At 70.4% G+C, this 24,937-nt stretch carries 25 protein-coding genes, 1 tRNA gene and 2 pseudogenes; 13 read left to right on the plus strand and 15 right to left on the minus strand.

The window, feature by feature from the left end; translation table 11 throughout:
- Positions 1-140 precede the first annotated feature (140 nt).
- From ACRAWB_RS08775 to ACRAWB_RS08785, 3 genes are read right to left on the minus strand one after another with little or no spacing between them, the layout of a single operon-like run.
- Positions 141-1,004: a hypothetical protein gene (locus ACRAWB_RS08775; RefSeq protein ID WP_431352988.1), complete on the minus strand. Its 864-nt coding sequence runs from the start codon at positions 1,002-1,004 to the stop codon at positions 141-143.
- A gap of 14 nt (positions 1,005-1,018) precedes the next feature.
- On the minus strand, positions 1,019-1,474 hold the full coding sequence (locus tag ACRAWB_RS08780) for a maltokinase N-terminal cap-like domain-containing protein (RefSeq protein WP_431352989.1): 456 nt from the start codon (positions 1,472-1,474) through the stop codon (positions 1,019-1,021).
- A 54-nt stretch (positions 1,475-1,528) separates the two neighbouring features.
- Positions 1,529-2,902: a M23 family metallopeptidase gene (locus ACRAWB_RS08785; protein WP_431352990.1), complete on the minus strand. Its 1,374-nt coding sequence runs from the start codon at positions 2,900-2,902 to the stop codon at positions 1,529-1,531.
- 211 nt (positions 2,903-3,113) lie between these two features.
- Between ACRAWB_RS08785 and lepB the strand changes: the two genes are divergently transcribed.
- Positions 3,114-3,848 (plus strand): signal peptidase I, encoded by a 735-nt coding sequence (gene lepB / locus ACRAWB_RS08790; protein WP_431352991.1) that lies wholly within the window; start codon positions 3,114-3,116, stop codon positions 3,846-3,848.
- A 3-nt stretch (positions 3,849-3,851) separates the two neighbouring features.
- Here lepB and ACRAWB_RS08795 read toward each other — a convergent pair whose 3' ends face one another.
- Complete coding sequence (locus ACRAWB_RS08795) at positions 3,852-4,802, minus strand: siderophore-interacting protein (RefSeq protein WP_431352992.1); 951 nt, start codon at positions 4,800-4,802, stop codon at positions 3,852-3,854.
- A gap of 145 nt (positions 4,803-4,947) precedes the next feature.
- On the opposite strand from ACRAWB_RS08795, the gene ACRAWB_RS08800 reads away from it, so the two are divergent.
- The 3 genes from ACRAWB_RS08800 to ACRAWB_RS08810 all read left to right on the plus strand — a co-directional run bounded on the left by ACRAWB_RS08800 (position 4,948) and on the right by ACRAWB_RS08810 (position 7,255).
- The gene (locus tag ACRAWB_RS08800) at positions 4,948-5,292 is read left to right on the plus strand and encodes a YciI family protein (RefSeq protein ID WP_431352993.1); all 345 of its coding nucleotides are present in this window, start codon (positions 4,948-4,950) and stop codon (positions 5,290-5,292) included.
- Positions 5,289-6,755, plus strand: a complete 1,467-nt coding sequence (locus tag ACRAWB_RS08805) for a carboxylesterase/lipase family protein (RefSeq protein WP_431352994.1) — start codon at positions 5,289-5,291, stop codon at positions 6,753-6,755. The genes ACRAWB_RS08800 and ACRAWB_RS08805 overlap by 4 nt, the downstream gene beginning before the upstream one ends.
- Positions 6,756-6,859: 104 nt before the next feature.
- A complete protein-coding gene (locus tag ACRAWB_RS08810) occupies positions 6,860-7,255 on the plus strand; it encodes a PLD nuclease N-terminal domain-containing protein (protein WP_431352995.1) in 396 nt (131 codons plus the stop codon).
- On the opposite strand, the gene ACRAWB_RS08815 is transcribed toward ACRAWB_RS08810, so the two are convergent.
- Positions 7,252-7,845 (minus strand): alpha/beta hydrolase, encoded by a 594-nt coding sequence (locus ACRAWB_RS08815; protein WP_431352996.1) that lies wholly within the window; start codon positions 7,843-7,845, stop codon positions 7,252-7,254. The two genes, ACRAWB_RS08810 and ACRAWB_RS08815, sit on opposite strands and share 4 nt — an antisense overlap.
- Positions 7,846-7,939: 94 nt before the next feature.
- Between ACRAWB_RS08815 and ACRAWB_RS08820 the strand changes: the two genes are divergently transcribed.
- Both ACRAWB_RS08820 and ACRAWB_RS08825 read left to right on the plus strand, forming a co-directional pair.
- Positions 7,940-8,728 (plus strand): DUF4239 domain-containing protein, encoded by a 789-nt coding sequence (locus ACRAWB_RS08820; protein WP_431352997.1) that lies wholly within the window; start codon positions 7,940-7,942, stop codon positions 8,726-8,728.
- A 149-nt stretch (positions 8,729-8,877) separates the two neighbouring features.
- On the plus strand, positions 8,878-9,246 hold the full coding sequence (locus ACRAWB_RS08825; protein WP_431352998.1) for a hypothetical protein: 369 nt from the start codon (positions 8,878-8,880) through the stop codon (positions 9,244-9,246).
- A gap of 1 nt (position 9,247) precedes the next feature.
- Here the strand turns inward: ACRAWB_RS08825 and ACRAWB_RS08830 are convergent, their stop codons facing one another.
- The 4 genes from ACRAWB_RS08830 to ACRAWB_RS08845 all read right to left on the minus strand — a co-directional run bounded on the left by ACRAWB_RS08830 (position 9,248) and on the right by ACRAWB_RS08845 (position 12,336).
- Positions 9,248-9,799 carry a hypothetical protein gene (locus ACRAWB_RS08830; RefSeq protein ID WP_431352999.1) on the minus strand — a complete coding sequence of 184 codons (552 nt, stop codon included), beginning with the start codon at positions 9,797-9,799 and terminating at the stop codon, positions 9,248-9,250.
- Positions 9,796-10,404, minus strand: coding sequence for an exosortase R (xrtR, locus tag ACRAWB_RS08835; RefSeq protein WP_431353000.1), 609 nt, complete (start codon positions 10,402-10,404; stop codon positions 9,796-9,798). Before xrtR ends, ACRAWB_RS08830 begins: the two co-directional genes overlap by 4 nt.
- Positions 10,405-10,490: 86 nt before the next feature.
- Entirely contained in the window at positions 10,491-10,985 is a 495-nt protein-coding gene (locus tag ACRAWB_RS08840) for a hypothetical protein (RefSeq protein WP_431353001.1), read from the minus strand.
- A gap of 28 nt (positions 10,986-11,013) precedes the next feature.
- Positions 11,014-12,336 (minus strand): glycosyltransferase, encoded by a 1,323-nt coding sequence (locus ACRAWB_RS08845; protein ID WP_431353002.1) that lies wholly within the window; start codon positions 12,334-12,336, stop codon positions 11,014-11,016.
- A 268-nt stretch (positions 12,337-12,604) separates the two neighbouring features.
- Here ACRAWB_RS08845 and ACRAWB_RS08850 point away from each other — a divergent pair, with 268 nt between their 5' ends.
- The 3 genes from ACRAWB_RS08850 to ACRAWB_RS08860 are packed head-to-tail and all read left to right on the plus strand — an operon-like array spanning position 12,605 to position 15,083.
- Positions 12,605-12,733 carry a hypothetical protein gene (locus ACRAWB_RS08850; protein ID WP_431353003.1) on the plus strand — a complete coding sequence of 43 codons (129 nt, stop codon included), beginning with the start codon at positions 12,605-12,607 and terminating at the stop codon, positions 12,731-12,733.
- A complete protein-coding gene (locus ACRAWB_RS08855; RefSeq protein WP_431353004.1) occupies positions 12,730-13,182 on the plus strand; it encodes a hypothetical protein in 453 nt (150 codons plus the stop codon). Before ACRAWB_RS08850 ends, ACRAWB_RS08855 begins: the two co-directional genes overlap by 4 nt.
- Positions 13,182-15,083 (plus strand): acyltransferase family protein, encoded by a 1,902-nt coding sequence (locus ACRAWB_RS08860; RefSeq protein WP_431353005.1) that lies wholly within the window; start codon positions 13,182-13,184, stop codon positions 15,081-15,083. The genes ACRAWB_RS08855 and ACRAWB_RS08860 overlap by 1 nt, the downstream gene beginning before the upstream one ends.
- A gap of 42 nt (positions 15,084-15,125) precedes the next feature.
- On the opposite strand, the gene ACRAWB_RS08865 is transcribed toward ACRAWB_RS08860, so the two are convergent.
- A tRNA-Thr gene (locus ACRAWB_RS08865) sits at positions 15,126-15,198 on the minus strand.
- Between the two features lie 46 nt (positions 15,199-15,244).
- Positions 15,245-16,162: a DsbA family protein gene (locus tag ACRAWB_RS08870; RefSeq protein WP_431353006.1), complete on the minus strand. Its 918-nt coding sequence runs from the start codon at positions 16,160-16,162 to the stop codon at positions 15,245-15,247.
- A 266-nt stretch (positions 16,163-16,428) separates the two neighbouring features.
- On the opposite strand from ACRAWB_RS08870, the gene ACRAWB_RS08875 reads away from it, so the two are divergent.
- The 4 genes and pseudogenes from ACRAWB_RS08875 (at position 16,429) to ACRAWB_RS08890 (ending at position 20,757) form a co-directional block, all read left to right on the plus strand.
- On the plus strand, positions 16,429-17,523 hold the full coding sequence (locus tag ACRAWB_RS08875) for an ABC transporter ATP-binding protein (protein WP_431353007.1): 1,095 nt from the start codon (positions 16,429-16,431) through the stop codon (positions 17,521-17,523).
- Positions 17,524-17,603: 80 nt separating this feature from the next.
- Positions 17,604-18,904: pseudogene (locus ACRAWB_RS08880) on the plus strand (DUF4032 domain-containing protein).
- A 34-nt stretch (positions 18,905-18,938) separates the two neighbouring features.
- Entirely contained in the window at positions 18,939-20,273 is a 1,335-nt protein-coding gene (locus ACRAWB_RS08885) for a hypothetical protein (RefSeq protein WP_431353008.1), read from the plus strand.
- A gap of 85 nt (positions 20,274-20,358) precedes the next feature.
- On the plus strand, positions 20,359-20,757 hold the full coding sequence (locus ACRAWB_RS08890; RefSeq protein ID WP_431353009.1) for a DUF4190 domain-containing protein: 399 nt from the start codon (positions 20,359-20,361) through the stop codon (positions 20,755-20,757).
- A 19-nt stretch (positions 20,758-20,776) separates the two neighbouring features.
- On the opposite strand, the gene rlmB is transcribed toward ACRAWB_RS08890, so the two are convergent.
- The 4 genes and pseudogenes from rlmB to ispD all read right to left on the minus strand — a co-directional run bounded on the left by rlmB (position 20,777) and on the right by ispD (position 24,851).
- Entirely contained in the window at positions 20,777-21,802 is a 1,026-nt protein-coding gene (rlmB, locus tag ACRAWB_RS08895) for a 23S rRNA (guanosine(2251)-2'-O)-methyltransferase RlmB (protein WP_431353010.1), read from the minus strand.
- Positions 21,799-23,231 (minus strand): annotated as a pseudogene (gene cysS, locus ACRAWB_RS08900) (cysteine--tRNA ligase). The gene rlmB and the pseudogene cysS overlap by 4 nt, the downstream one beginning before the upstream one ends.
- A gap of 25 nt (positions 23,232-23,256) precedes the next feature.
- Positions 23,257-23,637: a nuclear transport factor 2 family protein gene (locus ACRAWB_RS08905; RefSeq protein ID WP_431353011.1), complete on the minus strand. Its 381-nt coding sequence runs from the start codon at positions 23,635-23,637 to the stop codon at positions 23,257-23,259.
- Positions 23,638-23,702: 65 nt separating this feature from the next.
- The gene (gene ispD, locus ACRAWB_RS08910; protein ID WP_431353169.1) at positions 23,703-24,851 is read right to left on the minus strand and encodes a 2-C-methyl-D-erythritol 4-phosphate cytidylyltransferase; all 1,149 of its coding nucleotides are present in this window, start codon (positions 24,849-24,851) and stop codon (positions 23,703-23,705) included.
- Between the last annotated feature and the right edge of the window lie 86 nt (positions 24,852-24,937).

The following is a 24,937-nucleotide window of genomic DNA, read 5'->3' on the forward strand; positions in this document are numbered from 1 at the left end:
GTGCCGAATCCCCGGCTCGCGCCTGCGCGCGAGTCGAGGCACGTGTGCCGGATCACCAGGGCGAACCTCAGCGCGATTCGTGCCGAATGTGCGTTGTGGGGCGGCCATAACGCACATTCGGCACGAATCTCCGGCGGGCGTCAGCCGACGCGGGTCGCCAGCAGCCGCTGCACCGCCGCGTACGGGATCGGGATCCACGACGGACGATGCCGCGCCTCGTACGCGATCTCGTACACCGCCTTGTCCAGCTCGAACGCGTCGAGCAGCTGGCGGAAGTGGTCCATCTCGCCCGGGGCGACCGACGCATAGCCGTCGAGGTACGCCTGGCGGGCGTCCGCCGCCCAACCCGTCGCGTCCACCGGCGTCTCGCGGCGCGCGAGCGAGCCGGCGACGTAGTCGAACGAACGGAGCATCCCGGCCACATCCCGCATCGTCGCATCGGGCAGGGCGCGCTCGGCGAGCGGACGCAGCGGCTCGCCCTCGAAGTCGATGAACTGCCAGCCGCGTTCCGGCGCGTACAGCACCTGGCCGAGGTGCAGGTCGCCGTGGATGCGCTGCAGCAGCGGGAGCGGTGCGGCGGCGGCCTCCTCGTACACGGCCGCGATCCCGGCGCGCAGCTCCTCCACCTCCGGCACCTCGGTCGTCGTGACCGTCAGGCGGCGGAACATCCCGTCGAGCGCCTGGGCGACATCCTCCGACGACGCCGGCTTGGTCGGCAGCTCCTGCGCCATCAGCCGGTGCAGCTCGGCCGTCCCTGCACCCAGCGAGTGGGCCCGCTCGGTGAAGTCCTCCGCGCGCTCCGCCGCGCTGACGGCAAGCTCCCAGCCGTCCTCCGCACCGGGGACGAAGTCCTGCATCAGCGCCAGCTCGCCGGAGGCGGTGCCGCCGTCGGCGGTCGGCCACGAGCCGGTCAGCCAGCCCAGCAGCGCCGGGGTACGGCGCGAGCCGCCGGCGGTGAGCGCGGCGAGCGTGGAGACGTCGGGGTTCTCGCCGTCCTGGACCACGCGGAAGACCTTGATCAGCGCCGGGCGGCCGTCGTCCAGTTCGCCGACGATGGAGGTGTTGGACTGCTCCCCGTCAGCCGGCGGGACGACCGCACCGCCAGCCGCTCGCCGAGCGTGTGGCCGTGTGCGTGCGCGTCCCGGCCCTCCGAGCGCTCGGCGCCGGTCATCAGGTCCACGAGCGCGGCGACGTACACCTCTTCCGTCGGCCCGTCGTACAGGTAGCGGCCGCCGGCCTCACCGATGAAGGCGGTCTCGTCGCCGTCGCGGCTCACCCGCGCGACGACCGGCACCTGGTAGACGCGCGGCGTGCGCGGCGCGTCGTCCGCGAAGAAGTGGGTGACGATGCGGGCGTCGCCCGCGGGTTCGGCGTCGAACGAGGCGAGGAGGCGCAGGCGCGGCTGGACGTTCTTGGTCGAGTACCAGCGCTGGCGCTGCATCCACGTTCCGACCAGCTCGGTGAGTTCGGTCATGCCTGAACCGTACGCCCGCCGGGGCGGTTGGGAGCAGGGGTTGCCACCGAATGCTCAGCGGGTGCCGAGCACGATCCCACGCGCCGCCATGAACGGCTGCGGGTCGATCTGCAGCCCGCCGACGTGCACCTCGAAGTGCAGGTGGCAGCCGGTGGACAGTCCCGTGGACCCGACCTGGGCGATGGGCTGGCCGGCGGCGACCTGCTGCCCGACGGTCACGCCGATGCCGCCGTCCCGGATGTGCCCGTAGGCGGTCTCGACGCCGCCGCCGTGGTCGATGAGGATGTAGTTGCCGTACCCGCTGTACGGCCCCGCCTTCTCGACGGTTCCGGCGGCCGCGGCGTAGATCGTCGTGCCGCACGGGGCGCCGAGGTCGTCTCCCGGGTGGAAGAGCGCGGTGCCGAGCGGACGCGACGGTCGCGGACCGAAGACGTCCGTGATGGTGCCGTGCACCGGGAGCGCCCAGCCGGCGGCGATGAGCGTCGGGTCGGAGGTCAGCACCTGGAAACTCGAGCCGGCTTCGATCACGGTCGGCGCAGCAGCGAGGGCGGCGGAGGCGGCGTCCACGCGAGCCTGTGCGTCGGCGACGGCCTGCTGGCTGCTCTGGAGGTCGACCGCGGTCACAGCATCCGCGGCGCCCTGCGCCTGCCGCGCCAGTGCGTCGGCGGCCTTCTTCTCCTTGGTGGCCGTTGCGATGGCCGCATCCCGGTTCGCGCTCAGCACCTTGAGACGATCGGCCGCGCCCAGTTTCGTCAGGAGGTCACCCGGACCCTCGAGCGCCGCGCTCACGGGGTCCTGGGTCAGCAGGTGGGTTCCGGAGGCCCGGATCAGCGCCGTCGCGTACGCCGCGGCCTCGGTGGCCCGCTTCTTGGCCGCATCCGCCCGCTGCTTGACGGCGTCGGCGACCGCCTGCGCCTGGTCGCGCTGGCGCTGGGCGCTGTCCGACTCCTGCGTCGCGTCGGCCAGTTGCTGCTGCGCCGCAGCCAGGTCACTGGCCAGCTCGACGGCCTGCTGGAGGGCGGCGGGATCGGGCTGCTGGAACTCCGGGAGGTCGGGCGCGCTGAGCGTGATGTCGTCGGTCGGCGGCGGCGTGTCGGCCGGTGGTGGAGCGGTCGGCGGAGTGGGTGCGGGCGTGGTCGGCGAGGGAGTAGGAGTGGGGGTCGGGGTGGGCGTCGGAGTCGGATCGGGTGTCGGCGTCGGGTCCGGCGTCGGCGTGGGATCCGGAGTGGGCGTTGGATCGGGAGTGGGCGTTGGATCGGGCGTGGGCGTCGGATCCGGCGTCGGCTTCGGACTCGGACTGGGCGTCCCATCCGGCGTCGGCGTCGGATCCGGCGTCGGCGTGACCGTACTCGTCGCCCCCGGCGCGCAATCCGTCGTGCACTCCTCCGCGGACGCCCCCGTCGGCACCGCCAGGAGTCCTCCGGCCACCAGGGTGAGAACGGCGCACGCGTGAAGGAGGCGCGGCCTCCCCGACCGCGTCGTCCCCCTGGGCACCTCGAACGGACTCCGCATGATGGAAGCGGGCCGGCGGCACGCGCCGCGACCCGTAGTGAGATGTTCTCACCTCCCCTACGGGGAGCAAGACACCCGAACGAGGTGTGATGCGGCTCACAGGGTCGGCACGTTACGGTGAGAGATTGTGACCGACAGTACCGCCACCACGCGCCCGCGCCGCACCGCCAAGCGCGCGTCCAGCTGGAAGATCCTGCTGCGGGATGTGGTGGTCATCTTCGTCGTCGCGGTCCTGGTCTCTTTCCTGATCAAGACGTTCGTCGCGCGCTCCTTCTACATCCCCTCCGGGTCGATGGAGAACACGCTGCAGATCAACGACCGGATCATCGTCAACGAGCTGCAGCCGAAGGTGTTCCCGCTGCAGCACGGCGATGTGATCGTCTTCAAGGATCCGGGCGGCTGGCTGCCCCCGGCCCCGCCGCCCACGGGCAACGCGTTCCAGCAGGGTGTCGGCGCCGTGCTCGACTTCGTCGGCCTGGGGGCCTCCGACTCCGACCAGCACCTGGTGAAGCGGCTGATCGGCCTGCCCGGCGACCACGTCACCTGCTGCAACGCCCTCGGTCAGATGAGCGTCAACGGCGTGCCGCTGAAGGAGCCCTACGTGCTGCTCCCGGCCGGGGTGCAGGCGGTCTCCGAGAAGTCGTTCGACGTCACCGTGCCGAAGGACATGGTCTGGGTGATGGGCGACAACCGCTACAACTCGGCCGACTCCCGGTACCACATGGACGACCCGGGCAAGGGCTTCGTGCCGCTGTCGGACGTCGTCGGCAAGGCATTCGTGATCAGCTGGCCGGTCAGCCACTGGTCGTGGCTCGACAACTACCCGGACACGTTCCGCGGCGTCGAGCGCGAGGACCAGTAGTCCTCAGTTCTCCGAGCGCCCCTGCCGCCAGTAGCCCATGAAAGCGACGCGGGAGCGGTCGATGCCGTGCTCGCGCACGAGCAGCCGCCGGAGCGTCTTGACGGCCGCGGACTCGCCCGCGATCCAGGCGTAGAAGCCGGGATGCGCGTCCTCCGGGCTCTCCCACAGGATGTCGAGGTCCACATCCACCTCGTCGAGGGTCTGCGCGGTGCGGGCCGCGGCGCGCGAGACGATCGCGGGGTTCGCGGCGAGCCAGCCCCGCACGGCCGGGAGGAGCGCCGTTCCCGTGATGGCCTGACCGCCACGGGCGAGCCAGGTGACCTCGGCGTGAGACGGCAGGTCAAGCGTGAGCGCATCCTCCGCCGACGGCACCTCGATGAACGCGCGGGCGCGGCGTCCGGCGGGCAGCGACTCGAGGATGGACGCGATGGCGGGCGCCGCGGTCTCGTCCCCGACGAGCAGAAGCTCGCGCGCATCCCCCGGACGCCAATCGATGCCGACGCCCCGGTGCGGGCTGCGCGCATCCGGACCAATGACGACCAGCTCGGAACCGGGACGCGCGCCCAGCAGCCAGCGCGCGGCCGGTCCGCCGTCGCCGTGGGTGACGAAGTCGATGTCGAGGCGGCAGCCGTCGGTGTCGATCGCGCGCACCGTGTAGGTGCGGAACGGGTTGCGCCGGTGCTCGGGCAGCCCGCGCCAGCGCTCGTACCAGTCGCCCGCGTACGGGGATTCCGCGTCGCCGAACCCGAGATCGGAGAAGCTGCCGTCCGCCAGCGGGAAGACCAGTTTGATGCGCTGGTCCAGGCACTCAGTGCCGAAGTGCTCGAAGTCGCCGCAGTGGAAGCTCACGCGGGTGAAGTGCGGGCTCAGCCGGCGGACCTCGGCGACCGTCGCGCGATACGGCCGGTACGCGGGCCGGGGCCGCTCGGTACGGGTCGGGGCGAGGATCGTCACGAAGGTAAGGCTACCCTAAGCGGCTCGGAGCTCTCCTGACGATCCGCTGAGTCTCGCGGTGAAAAGTGTCCCGGGCCAGAATGTCGAGATGCGGACATCCCGTTCGACGCCCCGATGAATCGCTCACGATCGAGAGGAAGAGACGATGAAGTACATGATGTTCGTGATCACCGACAGCCAGCCGGACGCCGAGCGGGACGAGTCCGACGTGGACGTCTGGGTGGACGAGCTGGATGCCGGCGGCAAGCGCATCATCGGGGAGGTGCTGCAGGCGCCGACCGAGTCGCGTGTCGTGCGCGTCCGAGACGGCAAGCGCTATGTCACCGACGGGCCGTTCGCCGAGACCAAGGAGTGGATCTGCGGCTTCGACATCCTCGAGGTCGAGAACCTGGACGAGGCGGTGGAGATCGCCTCGCGGCACCCGATGGCCCGCAACGGGCAGCTCGAGCTGCGCCCGTTCATGGAGTGGGACGAGGCAGCTTCGGCGTGAACGATCGGCCGGTCGTCGTCACGGCCGCGGGCGCTGTCCGCGGCCGCGACGACGGCCGCGTCGCCGCCTGGCGCGGCATCCGGTACGCCGAGCCGCCGACCGGTGCGCGGCGGTGGCGGGCGCCGGTGCCGGCGCAGCCGTGGACGGGCGTGGCCGACGCCGAGCGGTTCGGACCGGCCGCGCCGCAGCGTCCGAACCCGTCCGTCCCCCTCGCGCCGGGCGAGCCCGGGGGTCCGAGGATGGACGAGGACTGCCTGTTCCTCAACGTCGTCCGCCCGTCCGCGGACCGAACCGACGGGCGTTCGCGGCCGGTGATGGTCTGGCTGCACGGCGGCGCGTACGCGATGGGCTCCTCCAGCCAGCTGGTGTACCACGGCGAAACGCTCGCGGTCGACGGCGACGTGGTGATCGTGACCCTCAACTACCGGCTCGGCGCGCTCGGTTTCCTCGATCTCGCGGCCGCCGGGGTGCCGGACACCGAGACCAATCGTGCGCTTCGCGACGTACTGCTCGCCCTTCGCTGGGTGCAGCACAACATCGCGGCCTTCGGAGGCGACCCCGGCGCCGTGACCCTCTTCGGCCAGAGCGCGGGCGCCGGCCTCGTGATCGCGCTGCTCGCCTCACCTTTGGCCACCGGGCTGTTCCACCGTGCGATCGCGCAGAGCCCTCCGGCCGGGTCTATGTACGGCCCGGAGCGGTCGGCGGTGGTCACCCGCCGCTTCGTCGAACACCTCGGCACCGACGCGGGCGACGTGGCTGCGCTCCGCGAGACACCGGTCGACGCGATCGTGGATGCGGCGGCCGCCGTGTACACCGAGATCCCGCGCGAGCATCCCGGCACCCTCGCCTTCGCCCCGGGGATCGGCGACGACGTGCTCCCGGAGTCGCCGCTGCGGGTCCTCAGCGAGGGCCGCGGTCTGCCGGTTCCGCTCATCGTCGGCACCAACCGCGACGAGGCGACGCTGTTCCGGCTCATGCGGTCGCCGCTCCTGCCGATCCGGCGCCCGGCTCTCGAGCGGATGTTCGCCGCCATGCAGGAGGAGCAGGCGCGCGGCGGCCCGGATGGCGTGCGACTCCCTCCCCCGGCCGCGTGCGGGCCGCATACCCGGGCAGCTCGCTGTCGCGCGGCGTGCGAGTGGCGACCGACATCGCCTTCCGGATGCCCGCGCTCTGGCTGGCCGCCGGTCACAGCACCGTCGCCCCGACCTACCTGTACCGCTTCGACTTCGCGCCCCGACTGCTCCGGCTGTCCGGTATCGGCGCCGCCCACGCCACCGACCTGCCGTACGTCTGGGGCGAGTTCGGCGGACTCCCGCACGACCCGTCGTTCCTGCTGGGCGGGCGGCGCGCGGCGGACGACCTCTCGGTACGCCTCCGCGCGCGCTGGGCCGCCTTCGCGCACGGCGGCACCCCGGGGCCGGACTGGCCTCCCTACGACGCCTCGGCCCGCTCGACGCTCGTGATCGACCGCGAGGACCGGGTCGTCCCCGACCTCGACGCCGCGCTCCGCGCCGGCTGGGGAGAACAGATCCTGTCCTTCAGCTGAGCCGCCCCTAGACTGACCGGTATGGTGCTGCTGCCGATGATCGTGTTCGCGCTGTTCGTGTTCGCGCTCGTCGACATCATCCTGCGCCGCCAGGACCAGGTGAAGCACCTGCCCAAGGTCGCGTGGGTGTTCATCGTGATCCTGCTGCCGCTCGTCGGGAGCATCCTGTGGTTCGCCGTCGGGCGTGAGTATGAGCCGTCGACGCAGCGGCGCACGCTGCGGATGCCGACCGTCGGCCGGCCCTCCGCCGCCGCGTCGCCGGTCGAGTACAGCGCGCGCCGGGACACGGATCCGCTCAGCACGGAGGCGCAGCTCGCCGCGCTGCAGCGCGAGATCGAACAGGCCGAGCGCGACCAGCGCATCCGGGAACTCGAGCGGGAGCTGCGCCGCCGGAACGACGCGGACGAGCCGGCCTAGCCGTCGGCCGCAGGCGTCTGCGCGGCGACGAAGCGCAGCGCGTCCTCCGCCATCCCGGGCGTCAAGTCGTGCCCGGCGTCCGGGTAGACCCGCTCGGTGAGCGTCGTGTGGCCGGGCAGGAACTCGCGCATCCGGGCGATGTCGTCCAGCGTGATCGCGTCATCCTTCGCCCCGTGGCCCCAGAACACCGGCGGCCGGCGTTCGGCGAGCGCCGCATCCCCGCGTTCGCCGTCGATCGTCGTGAAGCCGCCCAGCGTCACCACGAACGCCAATCGCTCCGGCGCGCGCCGCATCGCCTGCAGCGCCGTCGCTCCGCCCTGCGACCAGCCGATCGCGCCGACCACCGCGTCGCCGGCGTTCTCGTCGATCCACGCGAGGAGGTCGTCGGCGGCGGGCGCCGCATCGCGGGAGCTCGCGCCCCGGGCTCCGTCGTCGGCGACGGGGAACCACTCCCACCGGTCGCCGAGCGGTACCGCCCCTTGGAGGAGCACCGTCCGCCAGCGGGACGGCGCGCGCTCCGCGATCCAGGCGAGGTCGTCGCGCACGCCGTAGCGGCCGTGGAGGAACAGCAGGACAGGATCGGACGCCATGGCTCCATTCAGCCCCCGCTGGACCGCCAGGTCCACCCCGGCCCTCCTGCCCCTAGGATGACGTCGTCCGCACTGCGCCGGGGAGGAGCGAGGCGTGAACTGGTTCTACGAGACGCCCGACGTCATCGCACTGCCCGCGTTCGTGCTGTTGTTCGTCGCCGGTTCGTGCGGGATCGTGCTGCTGCTCCGTCCCTTCGTCCGGCGGCAGGCGGCGAAGGCCGCGGAATGGGATCGGGTGCTCGGCTACGTCGTGGGCACCTTCGGCGTCTTCTTCGGCATCCTGCTCGGACTCGTGGCCGTGTCCGTCTACACCGACTACTCGGACACGCATTCCGCTGCCCTGGAGGAGTCGTCGCAGCTCAGCGCGCTCTACCGGGGCGTCGCTTCTCTACCGGAGCCTTTGAGCCGCGAGCTGCAGAGCGAGCTGAAGGGGTACGTCCGCACTGTCATCGACGGAGACTGGCCGCAGCAGCAGCGTGGCGAACTCCCGAAAGCGAGCACGCCCGGCGTCGATCAGCTGGAGAAGCGCATCTCCTCCTTCTCCCCCACCGACGGACGTGAGCAGGCCCAGCTGACCCAGCTCCTCGCGACGTTCGACAGCTTCGTGGAGGCGCGGCGAGCCAGGATCGACGCCACCACGCTGCAGCTGCCCCCGCTGTTCTGGGCGGTGATCTGGGTGGGCGCGATCATCAACGCCGTCTTCATCGCGTGCATCGACGTCGCGAACGTGCGGCTGCACCTGCTCATGGCCGGTCTCCTGGCCGTCTTCATCGGCCTGGTGATGTTCGTGACCGCCGACATGGACCATCCGTACGCCGGCACCATCTCCGTCGACCCGGGCGATTTCGTCCGCCTGCTGCAGCAGTGGGAGTCCCGCGCCTGACAGTGCGCTCCATATCGCGTCACGCTGGACGGCAACCCTCGTCTCCACAGGTGAGACCGTCGAATCCGGGGAACGAGATGCCAGACCGCAACACACCGCAGACCGCCGCGGCGCATGCCCGCGTGCCTGTTCAGCACAACGCCGCATGGATGAGGCTCCGCCATGCCGTCGCCGCCGAGTACATCGCCAAGCTGCCCGACCTGCTGTCCCTCGACGACTTCGCCCGGTTGACCGGCATGCCGACCGCCGAGGTCCGCCGCGCCACGATGACCGGCGAGCTCATCGTGTCGCTCCGCGACGGCGGCTACGGGATCGCGCCGGCGGACAACGTCACCTACCTGATCGGTGAGCGCTTGCTGCGGCTCGCCTCCGATCCTGGGCCCGCGCCGAAGGGCAGCCCACGACCCGCTCGGACGCTCGAGGTGAGCACGGCCGCCTACGAGCGAGTCTGGGAGGAGGCGGTGCAGGCCGGGATCTCCCCGCGCGAAGCGCTCGACCGGCTGCTCTTCGGCGACTGATTCAGGACGTGAGGCGCGCGGCGGGGCGGGTCGCCCACCCCCGGCGCACCAGCGCCGGCCACGCCACGGCCCACACCACGGCGAGCGCCAGCGCGGCCGCCGCCGACCGGATGGTGCCGAGCAGGTTGGAGAACCCTCTCGCCCGGATGACGAACACCGTGGGCACGAGGAAGACGGCGATGAGCAGCAGCCACGCGAGCGGCTGGATCGGAGGGCAGTACGCCATCGCGCCGAACAGCAGCGCCGCCGTCGACGCCAGGCCGTGCTTGAGCCGGCCCTCGACCGCGACGACCAGCAGCACGCAGAGCAGCAGTGAGGCGGAGATCCACGGGGCGAGGACCGCGCCGGCTTCGACGAGCCGAGCATCGGTCACGACGAGCGCTGCGGCGATGCCCTCCCATCCAGCGGCGGCCGCGTAGCGGGACAGCGACTGGAGTGCGTGCTCGCCGGCGAAGAGCGGGAGAAGCAGCACCGAACCGAGCGCGACGACCGACCCCGCGATGCGCAGGAGGAGGTACAGACCGTCGCGCCCGTACCTCCTCCGGGCGGTCATCCCTCGTCCTTCCTGGCCTGCCGCGCCCGACGGCCGCCGCGGACCACGACGAAGAAGAACAGGGTCAGCGTGACGGCGAGGCCTCCGATCATCAGCACGCTGCCGCCGATCGAGTGCGCCCACTCGAACGTCTCCCGACCGTGAGCGCCGAAGACCCAGGCGAGCGCCGCGAGGCGCACCTGGTTGAGCAGCACCATGGTGGTCACGGCGATCGCGCTGGCGAGCAGGACACGCAGGATCGCGAAGCGCGGGATCAGCATCATCAGCGCGGCGAACAGCAGGATGGCGCCGACGTAGAAGGCGATGGAGCACTCGGCGGTCATCCGGAGCCCCAGCCAGGTGTCGCCCTGCTTGAAGAGCACGATGGGGCTGCCGTTGGATTCGGCGGTCAGCGCGTCCGAGGCGAAGAGGAAGGGCAGGAGCTTGCCCGACATCGCGATCTCGTAGCCGCGCATGGTGCGCTCCGTGATGAACAGCGCGATCGCAACAGCGGCGAGCGCAAGCGCGAGGGGGAGGCGGAGCAGCCAATGCGGACCTCGCTGGGCCGGCTGGGCAGTACGGGCCTCTCGACGGGAGACGACGGGCGGTACGGCGGCGGTGGACATGGGTTCCTCGATTCGGGTCGGGCAGGTTGGGGCGGGCATGGCGCGCAACGCGCACCCTTACTTCAAGAGACCGTCCAGCGGCCGGGTCATGACGCGGCTTCTGATACTTCAGCAGCCGGTCGGCGGCCTCGGCGTCGCGTGTGCAGTGCCGTCGTCACGGCGACGCCGGCACCGAGCAGCACCAGGAATCCGCCCGCTGCGATCTCCGCCAGGGGAAAGCCGTCGGGCACCTCACGTGTGTCGATCACGATCGGCACGGTGGCGCGATCGACGGCGCCCCACACCTGTTGTTCGACCGTGACGATGGTGCTGCCGTCCCCCATGGGCTGTGCGGAGCGGCAGCTCCAGGAACCCGCGCTGGCGCGGGCCGAGCAGAGCACGGTCCCCTCTCGGTCGTAGACCGTGATCGTCGCGTCGGACTGGCCTGTGCCCCGGAAGACCGGGGTCGACGTGCGTTCGATGGCGCCGGGGGACGGCGACGTGATAGTGACCTCGGACACGGCCGACGCGGCCGACGCCGTCCCGAGCACGGTCCCCACCGCCACGAGGGCGGCGGCCGCGAAGAGGATGCGGGTGCGCATGTGCGCTCCTTTCGTGTCGAGGCCGCACTCAGGCGGCGACAGGGGTCTCCACGGTGCGCTTGGTCTTGTCCCATCCGGTCTTCCTCTGGAGGATCCGGACCAGCGCGCCCCAGGCGCAGATGTAGGAGAGGTAGTTCATGACCACGAACGAGTGCCCCATGAGGAACGCCCGCCCGAGTCCGATCCCCCGGTCGCGTCGCAGGTAGACGATCGAGGTGAAGAGCGCCGGTGCGAAGGTCAGGAGGTACCAGGCGACGAGTCCGATCACGAGGGTGACCGGGCCGTCGACGAAGGCGAAGGACGACTGGATGCGCGTGATGAACATGAAGAGCGTCCAGTGCGACAGGATCGACCAGGGCAGGTCGAAGAGCCACGGCACCACCAGGTAGCCGGAGAGCTCGAGCGCCTTGGGGGCGCTCAGCTTCGGGTTCGACCAGATCTCCGGCAGGCGCTTGCCCGCCATCATGTGGCCCTGGTACCAGCGGCGACGCTGCACGATGAGCCGCTTGAGGTCTTCCACGCCCTGCTGGTCGACCGACGCCTTCGGAGTCGTGGTCAGCTCCCAGCCGTTGTTGGACAGGCTGACGGCCAGGTCGAGGTCTTCTGTGAGCGACGAGGACCACGGCATCGCGTTGAGCCCTTCGAGAGCAGACATCCGCGTGAACTGCCCGTTGCCGCCGAGGGAGACCGTGCCGGTCTTGCGCCGACCGAACTGGGTGACCGCCGACATCGACCAGAACTGGAAGTCCTGGAAGCGGGTGAGGAAGTTCTTCCCGCGGTTGCGGATGCGCACGGCGAGCTGCACACCGCCGACCTTCTCGTCGTCGAACAGCGGGAGCACGTGGCTGAACGCGCCGTCGGACAGGCGGCCGTCCGCGTCCATGACCAGGATGATGACGTTCGAGGTGTCCTGACCGCGCTCGGCGACCAGCTCGCGGACGAGCCGGTAGGCGTCGTTCAGCGCCTCGCCCTTGCCCTGGCGCGCGTTCGGGAGCTCGCGGCTCAGGACGATGGTCGAGTCCCCGCCCTCGCGGGCGGCGAGCTCGGCGGTCGCGTCGTCGGAGGCGTCGTCGATCACGATGGTCGTGACCCGTCGCCCGCCGCGGAGGGCGGCAACCGTCGGTCCGATCACCGCCTCTTCGTTGAGGCACGGGATCAGGACGTAGACGTCGTGCGTCTCCGGGTCGTCGATGTACGGATCGAGGTACGAGGTCTCGCCCTGCTCGCCGAGCTTGGCGCCCAGCTTCCGGCTCTCGTGCAGCCCCGCGATCATCGACACCAGGAAGTAGGCGAGGGAGAGGCAGACCACCACCCCGGCGATGGCGTTGATGATGGCGATCGTGATCGTCATGGTTCGGGCCTTTCGGGTGGGGTGACCTCCTGCGCGGTTCGGGGCCGCGGAGAGGCCGGGCATCCGGCGGAATGCCCTCATATGTAGAGACCGATCGAGGGGCGAATCCTGACGCGGTCATCGAATAAAGGCATTTGGCTGGGTTTCGCAGTTCCGGCGTCATAGCAGGCGGGTGGAGGGAGTCCTTCTCAGTAGCCGGGGAATCCGCCCGGCGGAGAAACCAACCCGTCCCCTCGGCCCGCGGGCCGACCCACCCGAACGAGGAACCATGAAGCTCAGAAGAGGACTCATCGGCGTCGCCCTGGCGCTGGTCATCACCGGAGGATCGGCCGTCGCCGCCAACGCTGCGGAACCGTCGGACGCCTCCCCGCCGCGGCCGCCGACAAGGACGCCGTGACGTTCACCTCCCCCGCACCGGAGTCGACCGTCGACAACCGGTTCCCCCACTTCACCGGCACAGGCAAGGCCGGCGCCTCGGTCCTCGTGACGGACGTGCGGGGCACCGTGCTCTGCGCCGCCCGGGTCACGGGCGACGGCTGGTCCTGCGACAGCGTGGTCCCCATGGGCGACGGCTATGTCTCCGCCGTCGCCACCCAGGACGCATGGGCGGCGAAGACGTCCGCGACCGTCAGCTTCACCATGAAGCACACCGACAAGCCGGCCGTCCCGCTGTGGGTCTTCGCCGCAGGCGGCGGAATCGTGCTGCTGCTGGTCGCCGCAGCGAGCATCCTCGTCGCCCGCAACCGCCGCGCGCAGTCCCCCGAGTCGACGGAGTCCTCCGAGGCCCCGGAGTCGCCGGTTGAGAGCACGAACTCGCTCGAGGCACAGAAGGCGTCGGTCGTCTGATGGGTGCGATCGCCTCGCAGTCCGCGGCCGCACCGGCTCGGAACGCGACCCGCACGGTCGCCCGGCGCCCCCGTGAGAAGGGTGCCTCCGCGCACTACCCCGCGGTCGACGGTCTGCGAGGCATCGCCATCCTGTCCATCGCGGTCTTCCACACCGGACTCTACGAGAACGGGATCCTCGGCGTGGACGCCTTCCTGGTCCTCTCCGGGTTCTTCGTCACGCTGACGCTCGGTCGCGGTTATCTCCGGCGTGGGACGCTCGGCCTTCGAGGGTTCTACGGCCGCCGGATCAAGCGCCTGCTCCCCGCCCTGCTGCTGGTCCTCGGGCTGACGGCAGTGGCGGTCTGGATCTGGGGCACCCCGCGGGAACGCGGTGAGCTGCTGCCGCGCGGCCTGTCGGCCATCCTCAACGTCGCCAACTGGCAGGCCATCGCCCAGGGAGACGCCTACTGGAGCACGATGGGCCAGCCCGGCCCGCTCTCGCACCTCTGGTCGCTGTCGCTCACCGAGCAGTTCTACCTGATCTGGCCGCCACTGATCGCCCTCATCGTGTTCATCGCGCGCAAGGCGGGAGCCATCCGGCGGACCACCGCGCTCGTGGCCATCGGCGTGATCTCCCTCGCCGTGTTCCTCGAGCTCAGCGTCTGGAACGGGCTGGTGTTCGCCGCCGAGGGCGCGGACCGGGCGTACATGGGCACGGACACCCACGGCCTGGCCCTCGCGGCGGGTTCCGTCGCCGGGATCGTCGTGCTGCTCGCCGAGGCCCGCGGACGTCAGCGCTCCGGCCGCAGGCTGTCGCCGGCGGTCACGGCGGCGCTGGGAGCCGTCGCGCTCGTCTCGCTGGTGACGCTCTCGGTGTGCGCCGACTCGTACCGCGCGGAGTGGCTGTACTACGGCGGCTTCGCCGCCGCCGCCGCGCTGGTCGCCGCCCTGGCCGTACTGCTCACGAAGCCGAGCCCGCTGTCGGCGGCGCTCTCGGTCGCTCCGCTCGCCGCGATCGGCCGCATGTCCTACGCGATCTTCGTGGTGCACATGCCGGTGATCTGGCTCACGCGGACGCTGCTCTACACGACCTCCGACCTCCTGGTGCTCGCGGTCTCCCTTCCGGTCACCCTGATCATCGCGGCGGTCGTGCACTACACGTTCTCCGAGCCGTTGCGGACGCGGAGCTGGCGCGCCAGCGGCCGGGTCGTCGCCGGGCTGATGACGGCTGTCACCGCCGCCGTCGTGGCCATCGTCGCCGTGCTGCCCACAGGCACTGCGGGTTCGCCGCGGGTCGTCACCCTGGGCGACTCCCTCGCCAACGACTTCGCCTCGGCTCTCGAGATGACATCGTCGGACTTCTCGGTCATCGACGGAGGCCTCGGCGGCTGCGGGATCATGTCCCCGGAGGCGACGCGGACCCACGCCGACGAGAAGCTGGATGTGCCCGTCGGCTGCCTGCCCTGGGAGAACCGCTACGCGCAGCTCCTGCAGCAGCACAAGCCCGATGTGGTCGTGATCGACCTCGCCTGGGACGGGGTCGAGCAGCGGATCGACGGGAAGTGGGCCGACCTCACGTCGCCCGCTATGCAGGACCGCTACCGCACCCAGCTGGACACCCTGGGCACCGTTCTCGAGGCGAGCCCGGCGCAGGTCCTCATCGCCGACTCCCGCGCCGAGACCGGCGTCACGAATCCCGGATCCTCGGCCGTTCACTCGCGTCTGGTGGCCGAGTTCGCCCAGAAGCACGACACCGTGACCCTGCTCGAGCTGAACGCGCGCATGTGCCCGAAGGGCGAATGCCGGAGCACGACCGCCGGCGGCGCCGAGCGGTACCTCGACGGCGTCCACTTCACCCGGGCGGGTCTCGCCGAGCTGGGCCCGTGGCTGGCATCCGCGGTCACGCGGGTCTCGTCCTGACCCGTCCGACGTGCGGGGTCCGCAGGCGCGGGCTCCGCACGGAGCCGGCTGCGGGACTCGAACCCGCGACCGCTCGCTTACAAGGCGAGTGCTCTACCAACTGAGCTAAGCCGGCACGGCGGTCGCCCGCCGCCCCCAATCCTACGGGGTCGAAGGTCGCCCTACTTGGTGGGCGTGGCCGTCGGCGTCGGGGTGGGGGTCGCGGTCGACGTATACTGGTCGCCCTGCGCCTGGAGCACGAACGCCTTGAAGTCGTCCGCGTTCGTCAGGGAGCCCGTGTAGGGCTTGCCGTTGACGAGCACCAGCAGCGCGTTGGTCATCTTGGACACGTCGGAGTTCGGGATGGGGCCGCTGAGAGCGCGGTCGCTCGCCGTGGTCACCCAGCTCTTGAACCGGCCGTCGTCGATGCAGGAGTCGATCTCGCTCGTCTTGCCTGCGCCGGACGCGGCGGCGCGCTGCTTCAGCGTGTCGTCGGTGAGGCCGGGGCCGCCCTCGGCGGGCTGCTTCTCGAACAGGGAAGCGTTGAACTTCCAGAACGCGTTCGGGGAGTAGTTGGCCACGCAGGCCGCGGCGTTGGCGGCGCGCAGCGAGTACTTCGTGCCCGCCGAGTGGCTGGTGTAGATCGCGACCGGGTGCATCTCGACCGTGACCGCGCCGTCCTTCACCAGCGGCTCCAGCTGCTCCAGGTTGGTGCGCTGGAAGTCGCCGCACAGCTTGCACAGGTAGTCCGCGTAGATGCGGATGTCGACCGTGCTGGCCTTCGGGTCGGGGGTGTTCGCGACCGGCTGGGCGTCGGGCGCCAGGGCGGTCGTGGTCTTGACCTTGAGCCCGGAGCCCACGACCACGCCGTCGCTGGCCATGTTCTTGGGGCCGGGCACGGGCGGGCGGATGGCGGACACGAGCACGACGGCGACGATGGCGAGCACGGCGATGACGCCGACGGTGATGCCTCCGCCGATCAGCAGGCGACGGCGGCGCTCCTTACGCTGGTGGGAGGTGCGCAGCTGTCGCGCCTTCTCGCGCGCGGCGGCGCGGACGTCGCCGGAACGGCTGTCGTCGGGGTTCGTCTCAGGACTCATATCTTCCGGATGCTGCTCTCGGGGGTCGGACGGCCGCGCGGGGGGACGCGGCGGGTGGCGCACTCCGGCGCACACAACCGGGACAGCGTATTCCGGCTGTCTGGGAATCGACCAGACGGTCCCTGGACGCCCGCGGTCCGAAGCACCCCTTCCGATGTCATATTATGGCCACGTGGCATCGACGCCATCGGACGTCACGCCACGCGTTCATCCATTCACAACGGATCGTCCGGCACGTACCTGCCGGTGAAGGAGACAGAAAGAAAATGGCGACAGTCACCTATGACAAGGCGACCCGGCTCTACCCGGGTTCCAACCGCCCCGCAGTGGACGCCCTCGACCTCGAGATCGCAGACGGCGAATTCCTCGTCCTCGTCGGCCCCTCGGGCTGTGGAAAGTCCACCTCCCTCCGCATGCTCGCGGGCCTCGAAGAGGTCAACGACGGCAACATCTTCATCGGTGAGCGCAACGTCACCGACGTGCCGCCGAAGGACCGCGACATCGCGATGGTGTTCCAGAACTACGCGCTGTACCCTCACATGACCGTCGCCGAGAACATGGGCTTCGCCCTGAAGATCGCGGGCGTCGGCAAGGAGGAGCGCGCGCAGCGCGTCCTCGAGGCCGCCAAGCTGCTCGACCTCGAGCCGTACCTCGGCCGCAAGCCGAAGGCGCTCTCCGGCGGTCAGCGTCAGCGCGTCGCCATGGGCCGCGCGATCGTCCGCTCCCCCCAGGTGTTCCTCATGGACGAGCCGCTGTCGAACCTCGACGCCAAGCTCCGCGTCCAGACCCGTACCCAGATCGCCTCGCTGACCCGCCGCCTCGGCGTCACCACCGTCTACGTCACGCACGACCAGACGGAGGCGCTGACCATGGGCGACCGCATCGCGGTCCTCAAGGACGGCGTGCTGCAGCAGGTCGGCACCCCGCGCGACCTGTACGCGCAGCCGAACAACGTGTTCGTCGCCGGCTTCATCGGCAGCCCGGCCATGAACCTGTTCACCGCCGACGTCACGGACGGCGGCATCAAGTTCGGCAACGCGGTGGTCCCGGTCGAGCGCGACACCCTCGCCGGCGCCGGCCAGACGGTCACCATCGGTGTCCGCCCGGAGGACGTCGTCGTCTCCAGCACCGAGGGCAGCGGCCTGAAGGTGACCGTCGACCTCGTCGAGGAGCTGGGCGCCGACGGCTACCTGTACGGCCACTCCGAGGTCGAGGGCAAGCGCACCGACATCGTCGGCCGCGTGGACGGCCGCGTTCACCCGAACGCGGGCGACACCGTCTACATCACGCCGAAGCCGGGCCACGTCCATGTCTTCAACTCGGAGACGGGCGAGCGCCTGGGCGGCGCGGTCGTCGACTAAAGTTCCAGGAGCGAATCCTCACTCTGCCGCAGTCCGGTTCGGGCTGCGGCAGAGTGCTTAAACCGACCGGAGGAACCACCGTGGCCGGATCCGTCAACATCACCGCAGCGACCGTCGACCCGGCGCTCCTCGATCTGCCCTGGAGCGTCCCGCTCGAGGACTGGTCGAATCAGCACATCGCGCTGCTGCCCAAGGGCATCAGCCGGCACCTCGTTCGCTTCGCGAACATGTCCGGCTACGTCATCGCCATCAAGGAGACGACGGCCGAGATGGCGCAGCGCGAGTACGACATGCTGCGCACGCTGCAGCGGCTCGATGTGCCCTGCGTCGACCCGGTGGCGGTGATCAAGAACCGCACCGACGACGACGGCACCCCGCTGAACGCCGCGCTGGTCACCCGGCACCTCAAGTTCTCACTCCCCTACCGCGCGCTGTTCTCGCAGACGCTTCGGCCGGACACGGCCACCCGCCTGGTGGACGCGCTCGCGGTGCTGCTGGTCCGCCTCCACATCGTCGGCTTCTTCTGGGGCGACGTGTCGCTGTCCAACACGCTGTTCCGCCGCGACGCGGGTGCGTTCGCCGCCTACCTGGTGGACGCGGAGACCGGCCAGCTCTACGAGGGGGCCTCTCGAACGGTCAGCGCGAGAACGACCTCGAGATCGCCCGGGTCAACATCGCCGGCGAGCTGATGGACCTGGAGGCCGGCGGCCGCGCCGATGAGGAGCTGGACCCGATCCGCGTCTCGGACGGCATCGTCGCCGCCTACCGCTCGCTCTGGAAGGAGCTGACCGGCAGCGAGTCGTTCTCGTCGTCCGAGCGCTGGCGCATCAGCGAGCGCGTCGAACGACTCAACGAACTGGGCTTCGACATCGAGGAGCTGGCGATCAAGACGTCGGAGGAGGGCACCAAGGTGCGCATCCAGCCGAAGGTCGTGGATGCCGGACACCACCAGCGCCGCCTGCTGCGCCTCACGGGCCTCGACACCGGCGAGAACCAGGCACGCCGCCTCCTCAACGACCTAGACTCCTACGCGGCCACGCTCGGCAAGGAGGGGCTGGACGAAGAGGCGATGGCACACGAGTGGCTGATGCGCGTGTTCGAGCCGGTCATCCGCTCGATCCCGGCCGACCTCAAGGGCAAGCTCGAGCCGGCGGAGGTATTCCACCAGCTGCTGGAGCACCGCTGGTTCATGTCGCAGAAGGAAGGGCGGGATGTGCCCCTCGCCGAGGCCCTGACCTCGTACATCAACGACATCCTGCGCCACCGCCGCGACGAGGCGACGGTGATCGCCCCACCGACCGAGACGATCAGCATCCCGGTGCTGAGCGGTGCCGACGCCGATGAGGACGAGGACGAGGACGACTGGAGGTCGAAGGTCTGAGTCGGCTTTACCATTGCCACGCAAAGGTGTCCCCGTGACTGCCTTTTCCAATTTGATCGAAAGGCTCGTCTATACGGCACACGTCGAGCACGGACTCGAGTACTCCCTCGAGGGAATCGGTGACCCAGAGCTCCGGCTCAAGTTAAGTGGACCTAAGGGAGATTCACTCGTCCTCAGCTGGTTTGAAGAGCAGGGCGCAAATCACGTCGACTGGCTTCTGGAAAGCGAACGAAGTGGGCGCGTCTCGCACAGTGAGGGGCGCTATCCACGAGATAAGCCCACACGCCTCGTGATCGACTTTGTAACAGAGGCGGCACCAAAGCCGAAGGCAGCATCGATCCGACCCAAGGGCAAGTTGGTTTCGCGCGTGTTCGGCTGGACGCTGTTGTTCGCTGTCTTTGTGTCGATTCGAGTGATTGCAATCTCGATCCCGCCCTCTTTTTGGGAGCCTTCTCGTCAGAACACCCGAGTGAATGACGGCGGGAGGATGTTCGAGACCGCTCAGCAGCTCACCAATTTCATTCTCCCAACGGACCTGCCACGGGTCGTTCTTGGGACGCTCGTGAATCAACCCGCGCTCGGATTTACGTTGATAGCGCTGACGACGCTGATGTTCATGCAGATCTCTATGCCCTGGCTCTCTCTAAGCATCGATACCGTGCATTGGCGAGGCGTCGGCATGCTAGCGGTATTGGGGATGGGCGTATGTGGGGCGGTAACTACTGCCCCATTTCCCTGGAATATTGCCCTCAGCGGCTTGTTCGCGGCCCAGTTGTGGACCGCCTGCTACGGGTGGACCATCGACTGGCAATTGCGGCGCTGGCTAGTTCTCTCTCGGGAAGCGCAGTTTGCGCGGAACGCTCTCAGCGTCGCTTCTCTTGAAATGGGCCACTATGCGACGCTTCACGATCTCGCTCACCATGTGAACGCGAACGCAACGAGAGCGCAAAGGGCAATCTGGAAATCGCGAGAGCGCGCGCTCCGAAAACCCAAGGTCGAACAGGCGTTCTTCGAGGCTCGGCTCGCCGCGAGCCTATTGCGGCGGGAACTTCGGGCGATAAGACGAGCTACCTCCACCAGCGCGGCCGACTTCAGGCGATGGGCGCGACGAGACGAACGCATGTTCCGACTTCGGAAATGGTTGGATTCTGTGTTGCCACTTTTGGTGGTGGGCGCGGTGCTTTTCATCGCTCTCGCCCCCACCCCGTGGATCGGGCCGACGTGCTTGGCGCAGGGCAAGAACGAGATGACCGTATTTGTGATCTCTGAGAGCCCCGCGGCCTACCTGACCGATGCAAGTCGGACTCTTGTTACACCGGGTCAGTGGGACGGGTTTTCGCGAAAACCCGGGAGTTGCGCAACCAAGTAGGTCGGGCCTCTCGCCCCAGCTCGGATGGCCGCGCGTCCGCCGCCCGGGCCGCTACGCTCGGAGAGTCACGCGATCGAGGAGCCTGATGTCGAACACCGACCCGTCCACCGGGCGACCCTACAGCGGGCAGCCCGTCGCGCCGCGGCCGTCCGGGCAGACCGGCTACGGACAGCCGTATCCGTACGCCCCGAACCCGTACGCGCCGAACCCGTACGCCTATGGGCCGCCCGCGCCGCGCACGAACGTGCTCGCGATCCTCTCGTTCGTCGCCGCGTTCGTGATGAGCCTCGCGGCGGTCATCTGCGGCCACATCGCCCTCGCGCAGATCAAGCGCACCGGCGAGGGCGGCCGCGGTTTCGCGATCGCCGGCCTGGTGCTCGGCTACGCCGGGATCGGGTTCTTCGTGCTGTTCTTCGCGATCTGGCTGGTGATGTTCATCGCCGTCGTGACGAACGGCTACGCGACCGGCTCCCTGTCCAGCTGAGCGTCAGGCCAGCTGAGCCTCAGGAGCGCTTGGCGGCCTTCGCCTCCGCACGCAGCTTCGAGATCTCGTAGAGTGTCACGCTCGCCGCGATGCCCGCGTTCAGAGACTCCGTGGAGGCGCTGATCGGGATGGACACGATCGCGTCGCAGGTCTCGGTCACCAGTCGCGAGAGGCCCTTGCCCTCGCTGCCGACGACGATGACCACCGGGCGGTCGGCGAACGACAGGCCCGGGAGGGACGTGTCGCCGCCCCCGTCGAGTCCGAGCACGAAGACGCCGGCCTTCTTGAAGTCCTTCAGCGTCTGGGTGAGGTTCGCCGCCATCGCGACGGGCGTGCGGGCGGCGGCGCCGGCCGACGTCTTCCATGCGGCGGCCGTCATGCCGACCGAGCGGCGCTGCGGCACGATCACGCCCTGGCCGCCGAATGCGGCGGTCGAGCGGATGATGGCGCCGAGGTTGCGCGGATCGGTGATGCCGTCGAGCGCGACGAACAGCGGGGTGTCGCCCTTGCGGATCGTGTAATCCAGCAGCTCGCCCGGGTGCCGGTACTCGTACGGCGGCACCTTGAGCGCGACGCCCTGGTGGACGGCGTCGCGGCCGGCGAGGCGGTCGAGCTCCGGCCGCATGACCTCGAGGATCGGGATGGCGCGGCTGGTCGCGATCGACAGGATCTCCTTCATCCGGTCGTCGAACTCCACCCGGGCGGCGACGTACAGGGTCGAGGCGGGGATGTCGGCGCGCAGGGCCTCGAGCACCGAGTTGCGGCCGGTCACGATCTCCGACTCGTCGCCGGTCTTCGCCCGGCGCGAGGCTCCGGACGCTCCGCGCGGTGCCGCGGCGTCCCGGCCGCCGCGTGCGGCCTTCTCGGCGGCGCGCTCGCGCAGCACCTTGGCCTTGTGCGCGGCGTGGTACTCGCGGTCCTCCGCCTTGGGCGTCGGGCCGCGGCCCTCGAGCGCCTTGCGCCCGTGGCCCCCGGTGCCGACCTGGGCGCCCTTCTTGCTCTTGCGAACGGCCCCGGCGCGGGGCTTGCCACCCGAGTTCTTCATGATCCGATGCTCCAATGCGACCCCGTCGGGGTGTCTTCGATGGTGATTCCTGCCGCGCTCAGCTCGTCGCGGATGCGGTCGGCCGCGGCGAAGTCGCGCGCCGCTCGGGCCTCCTGACGGTCGGCCAGCAGTCGCCCGATCAGCTCGTCGAGCGCCGACTCGGCCGCCGACGATCCGCCGGAGCGCCATTGCGGCGACAGCGGGTTGATGCCCAGCACCTCCGTCATGGCGAGCACGTGCCCGCGGGCGGCGGCGGCCGCTTCCAAGTCTTCCGCATCCAGCGCCGCGTTCCCTGAACGCACGGTGTCGTGCAGCACGGCGAGGGCCTGCGGCACCGCGAGGTCGTCGTCCATGGCCTCCGCGAACGCGTCGGGGACGATCTCGACGCCGTGGCCGGCGAAGCGGGTTCCGGCGAGCCTCCGCTCCACGCGTTCGAAGAACCCGGCGATGCGGTCGAGCGCGGCCTCCGCCTCGCTCAGCGAGCCGTCGTGGTAGTCGATCGTGGACCGGTAGTGCGCCGAGCCGAGGTAGTACCGGACGACCAGCGGCCGGGCGGCGCCGAGCAGGTCGGCGGCGTAGATCGAGTTGCCGAGCGACTTGCTCATCTTCTGGCCGTTCACGTGCACGAGCCCGTTGTGCACCCAGAAGTTCGCGAACGGGAAACCCGCGGCCGTCGACTGCGCGATCTCGTTCTCGTGGTGCGGGAAGCGCAGGTCGAGCCCGCCGCCGTGGATGTCGAACTGCGGACCGAGGTAGCGCCGCGACATCGCGGAGCACTCGATGTGCCAGCCGGGCCGACCGTCGCCCCAGGGCGACGGGAACGCGGCGGACTCCGGCTCGTCGTCCTTGCGGCCCTTCCACAGGGCGAAGTCGCGCGGGTCGCGCTTGGCGCGGGGTCGGCGTCGGCGGCCGCCTCCATGTTGTCGATGCTCTGGCGGGTCAGTTCGCCGTACGACGGCCAGCTCTTCACGTCGAAGTAGACGTCGCCCGAGCCGTCGGTCGCCGCGTAGGCGTGGCCGGCGTCGATCAGACGCTGGATGATCTCCTGCATCTGCGGGATGCTCGCGGTCGCGCGCGGCTCGTAGGTCGGCGGCAGCACGCCGAGCGCGCGGTAGGCGTCGGTGAACTCCAGCTCGAACCGGTACGCCAGCGCCCACCATTCCTCGCTGCCGCCCTCGGCCTGAGAGGCGGCGGCGTTGACGAGGATCTTGTCGTCGATGTCGGTGACGTTGCGGACCAGCGTGACGTCGAGTCCGCGGTACGTCATCCACCGACGCAGCTGGTCATACACCAGGGCCGAGCGGAGGTGGCCGATGTGCGGCGACGACTGGACGGTCGGGCCGCACAGGTAGATGCCGACCTCGCCCTCGCGCAGCGGGACGAAATCGCGGAGGGCGGCCGCCTTCGTGTCGAAGAGTCGCAGAGTCACGCACCAAGCCTAGAGGGAGCGGCCGTCAGGAGGCTGCGCGTTGCGCCAGCTCCTCGTTGACCGGGGCGAAGGCGGCGCGGTCGAGCAGCAGTTCGATGTGGGCGATGCGGCCGTCCCGGACGGTCAGCAGCTCGACGCAGCGCACGGCTCCCGCCGACGTGTCGGTGACGAAGTCGTAGACGACGCAGGCGCGGTCGCCGTCGGCGAACACCTCGCGGATCTCGTTGCGCACGAGGGCGGGCAGCAGCCGATGGATGGCCTTCAGCCAGCCGTCCTTGTCGCTCGTCGTCCCCGCGAATTCGGCCACGAGGGCGACGTCGAGCAGGTCGGCCAGCGGCTCCTCGTCATGCGCGCCCACCGCCTGGATGTAGCGCCGCGCGATCGTCTCCGTGTCGGTGGATGCCATCTCCGGTCCTTCCCGCGCCGCGACCGGCGGCGCTCCACCGGCCACCGTAGACCCGGCGGACCGGTTCAGGACAGCAGCAGCGCCGTCGCCTGGGCCGTCACGCCCTCGCCGCGGCCGGCGAAGCCGAGGCCGTCGGTGGTCGTCGCGCCGAGCGACACCGGGGCGCCGAGGATGGTCGACAGCAGCTCCTCCGCCTCCTCGCGTCGCGGGGAGAGCTTGGGGCGGTTGCCGATGACCTGCACCGCGACGTTGCCGATGCGGAACCCGGCCTCCTCGACCCGGCGTCGGGCCTCCCGGAGGAAGACGTCGCCGTGGGCGCCCTCGAGGCGCGGGTCGCCCGTCCCGAACACGCCGCCGATGTCGCCGAGGCCCGCGGCGGAGAGCAGCGCGTCGACGATCGCGTGCGCGACCGCGTCGCCGTCGCTGTGCCCGGCGAGGCCGGGCTCGCCCGGCCAGTGCAGCCCGGCCAGCCAGAGCTCGGCGTCCGGGTCGAAGGCGTGGGTGTCGCTGCCGGTGCCGATCCGCGGGACCGCGACGCCGGACAGCAGCTCCTCCGCCCTCCGCAGGTCCCAGGGCGTCGTCACCTTGAAGGCGTGCGCGTCGCCGGGCACCACATCCACCCGGAAGCCGGCGGCCGCGACCAGGCCCGCGTCGTCGGTCTCGTCGGACTCGGCGAGGGCGTACGCGGTGAGCAGCTGCTCGCGCGGGAAACCCTGCGGCGTCTGCACGGCCGACAGCGCGGAGCGGTCGACGGTCTCGTGCACCTGGCCGCCGTCGCCGACGCGCTTGACGGTGTCGCTGACGGGCAGACCCGGGATGACGCCGTACCCGCGTTCGAGCACGGCCTCCACCACCGCGTCGAAGAGGGCGGCCGGCGCGAGCGCCCGCGCGGCGTCGTGCACGAGGACGACATCGACGGAGGGGTCGACGACCGCAAGCCCCTCTGCGACGGACCGCTGGCGGGTGTCACCGCCGGCGACGACGGTGGTGGGTGCCCCGAGCGCCTGCTCGGCGAGAAAGGCGGCGTCCTCCGCGAGGTCGGCCGGTGCCACGACGATCGCCTCGGCCGCGTAGCGCATGCCCCGCACGGCATGGAGGGAGTGCTCCAGCAGCGTCCGCCCCTGCAGTGTCACGAACGCCTTCGGCCGGCCCGCGCCCAAGCGCGTCCCCGATCCCGCCGCGACGACGACGACCGCGACCCGCGGCTCCCGCATGCTCTCCACCCGACCACCGTACCGGGAGGCGCCGCCCCCGAGCACGACGAAGCCCCGCTGCATCGGGCAGCGGGGCTTCGTGAAAG

The sequence above is a fragment of the Leifsonia poae genome (genome assembly GCF_050632865.1).
Lineage (GTDB): Bacteria > Actinomycetota > Actinomycetes > Actinomycetales > Microbacteriaceae > Leifsonia > Leifsonia poae_B.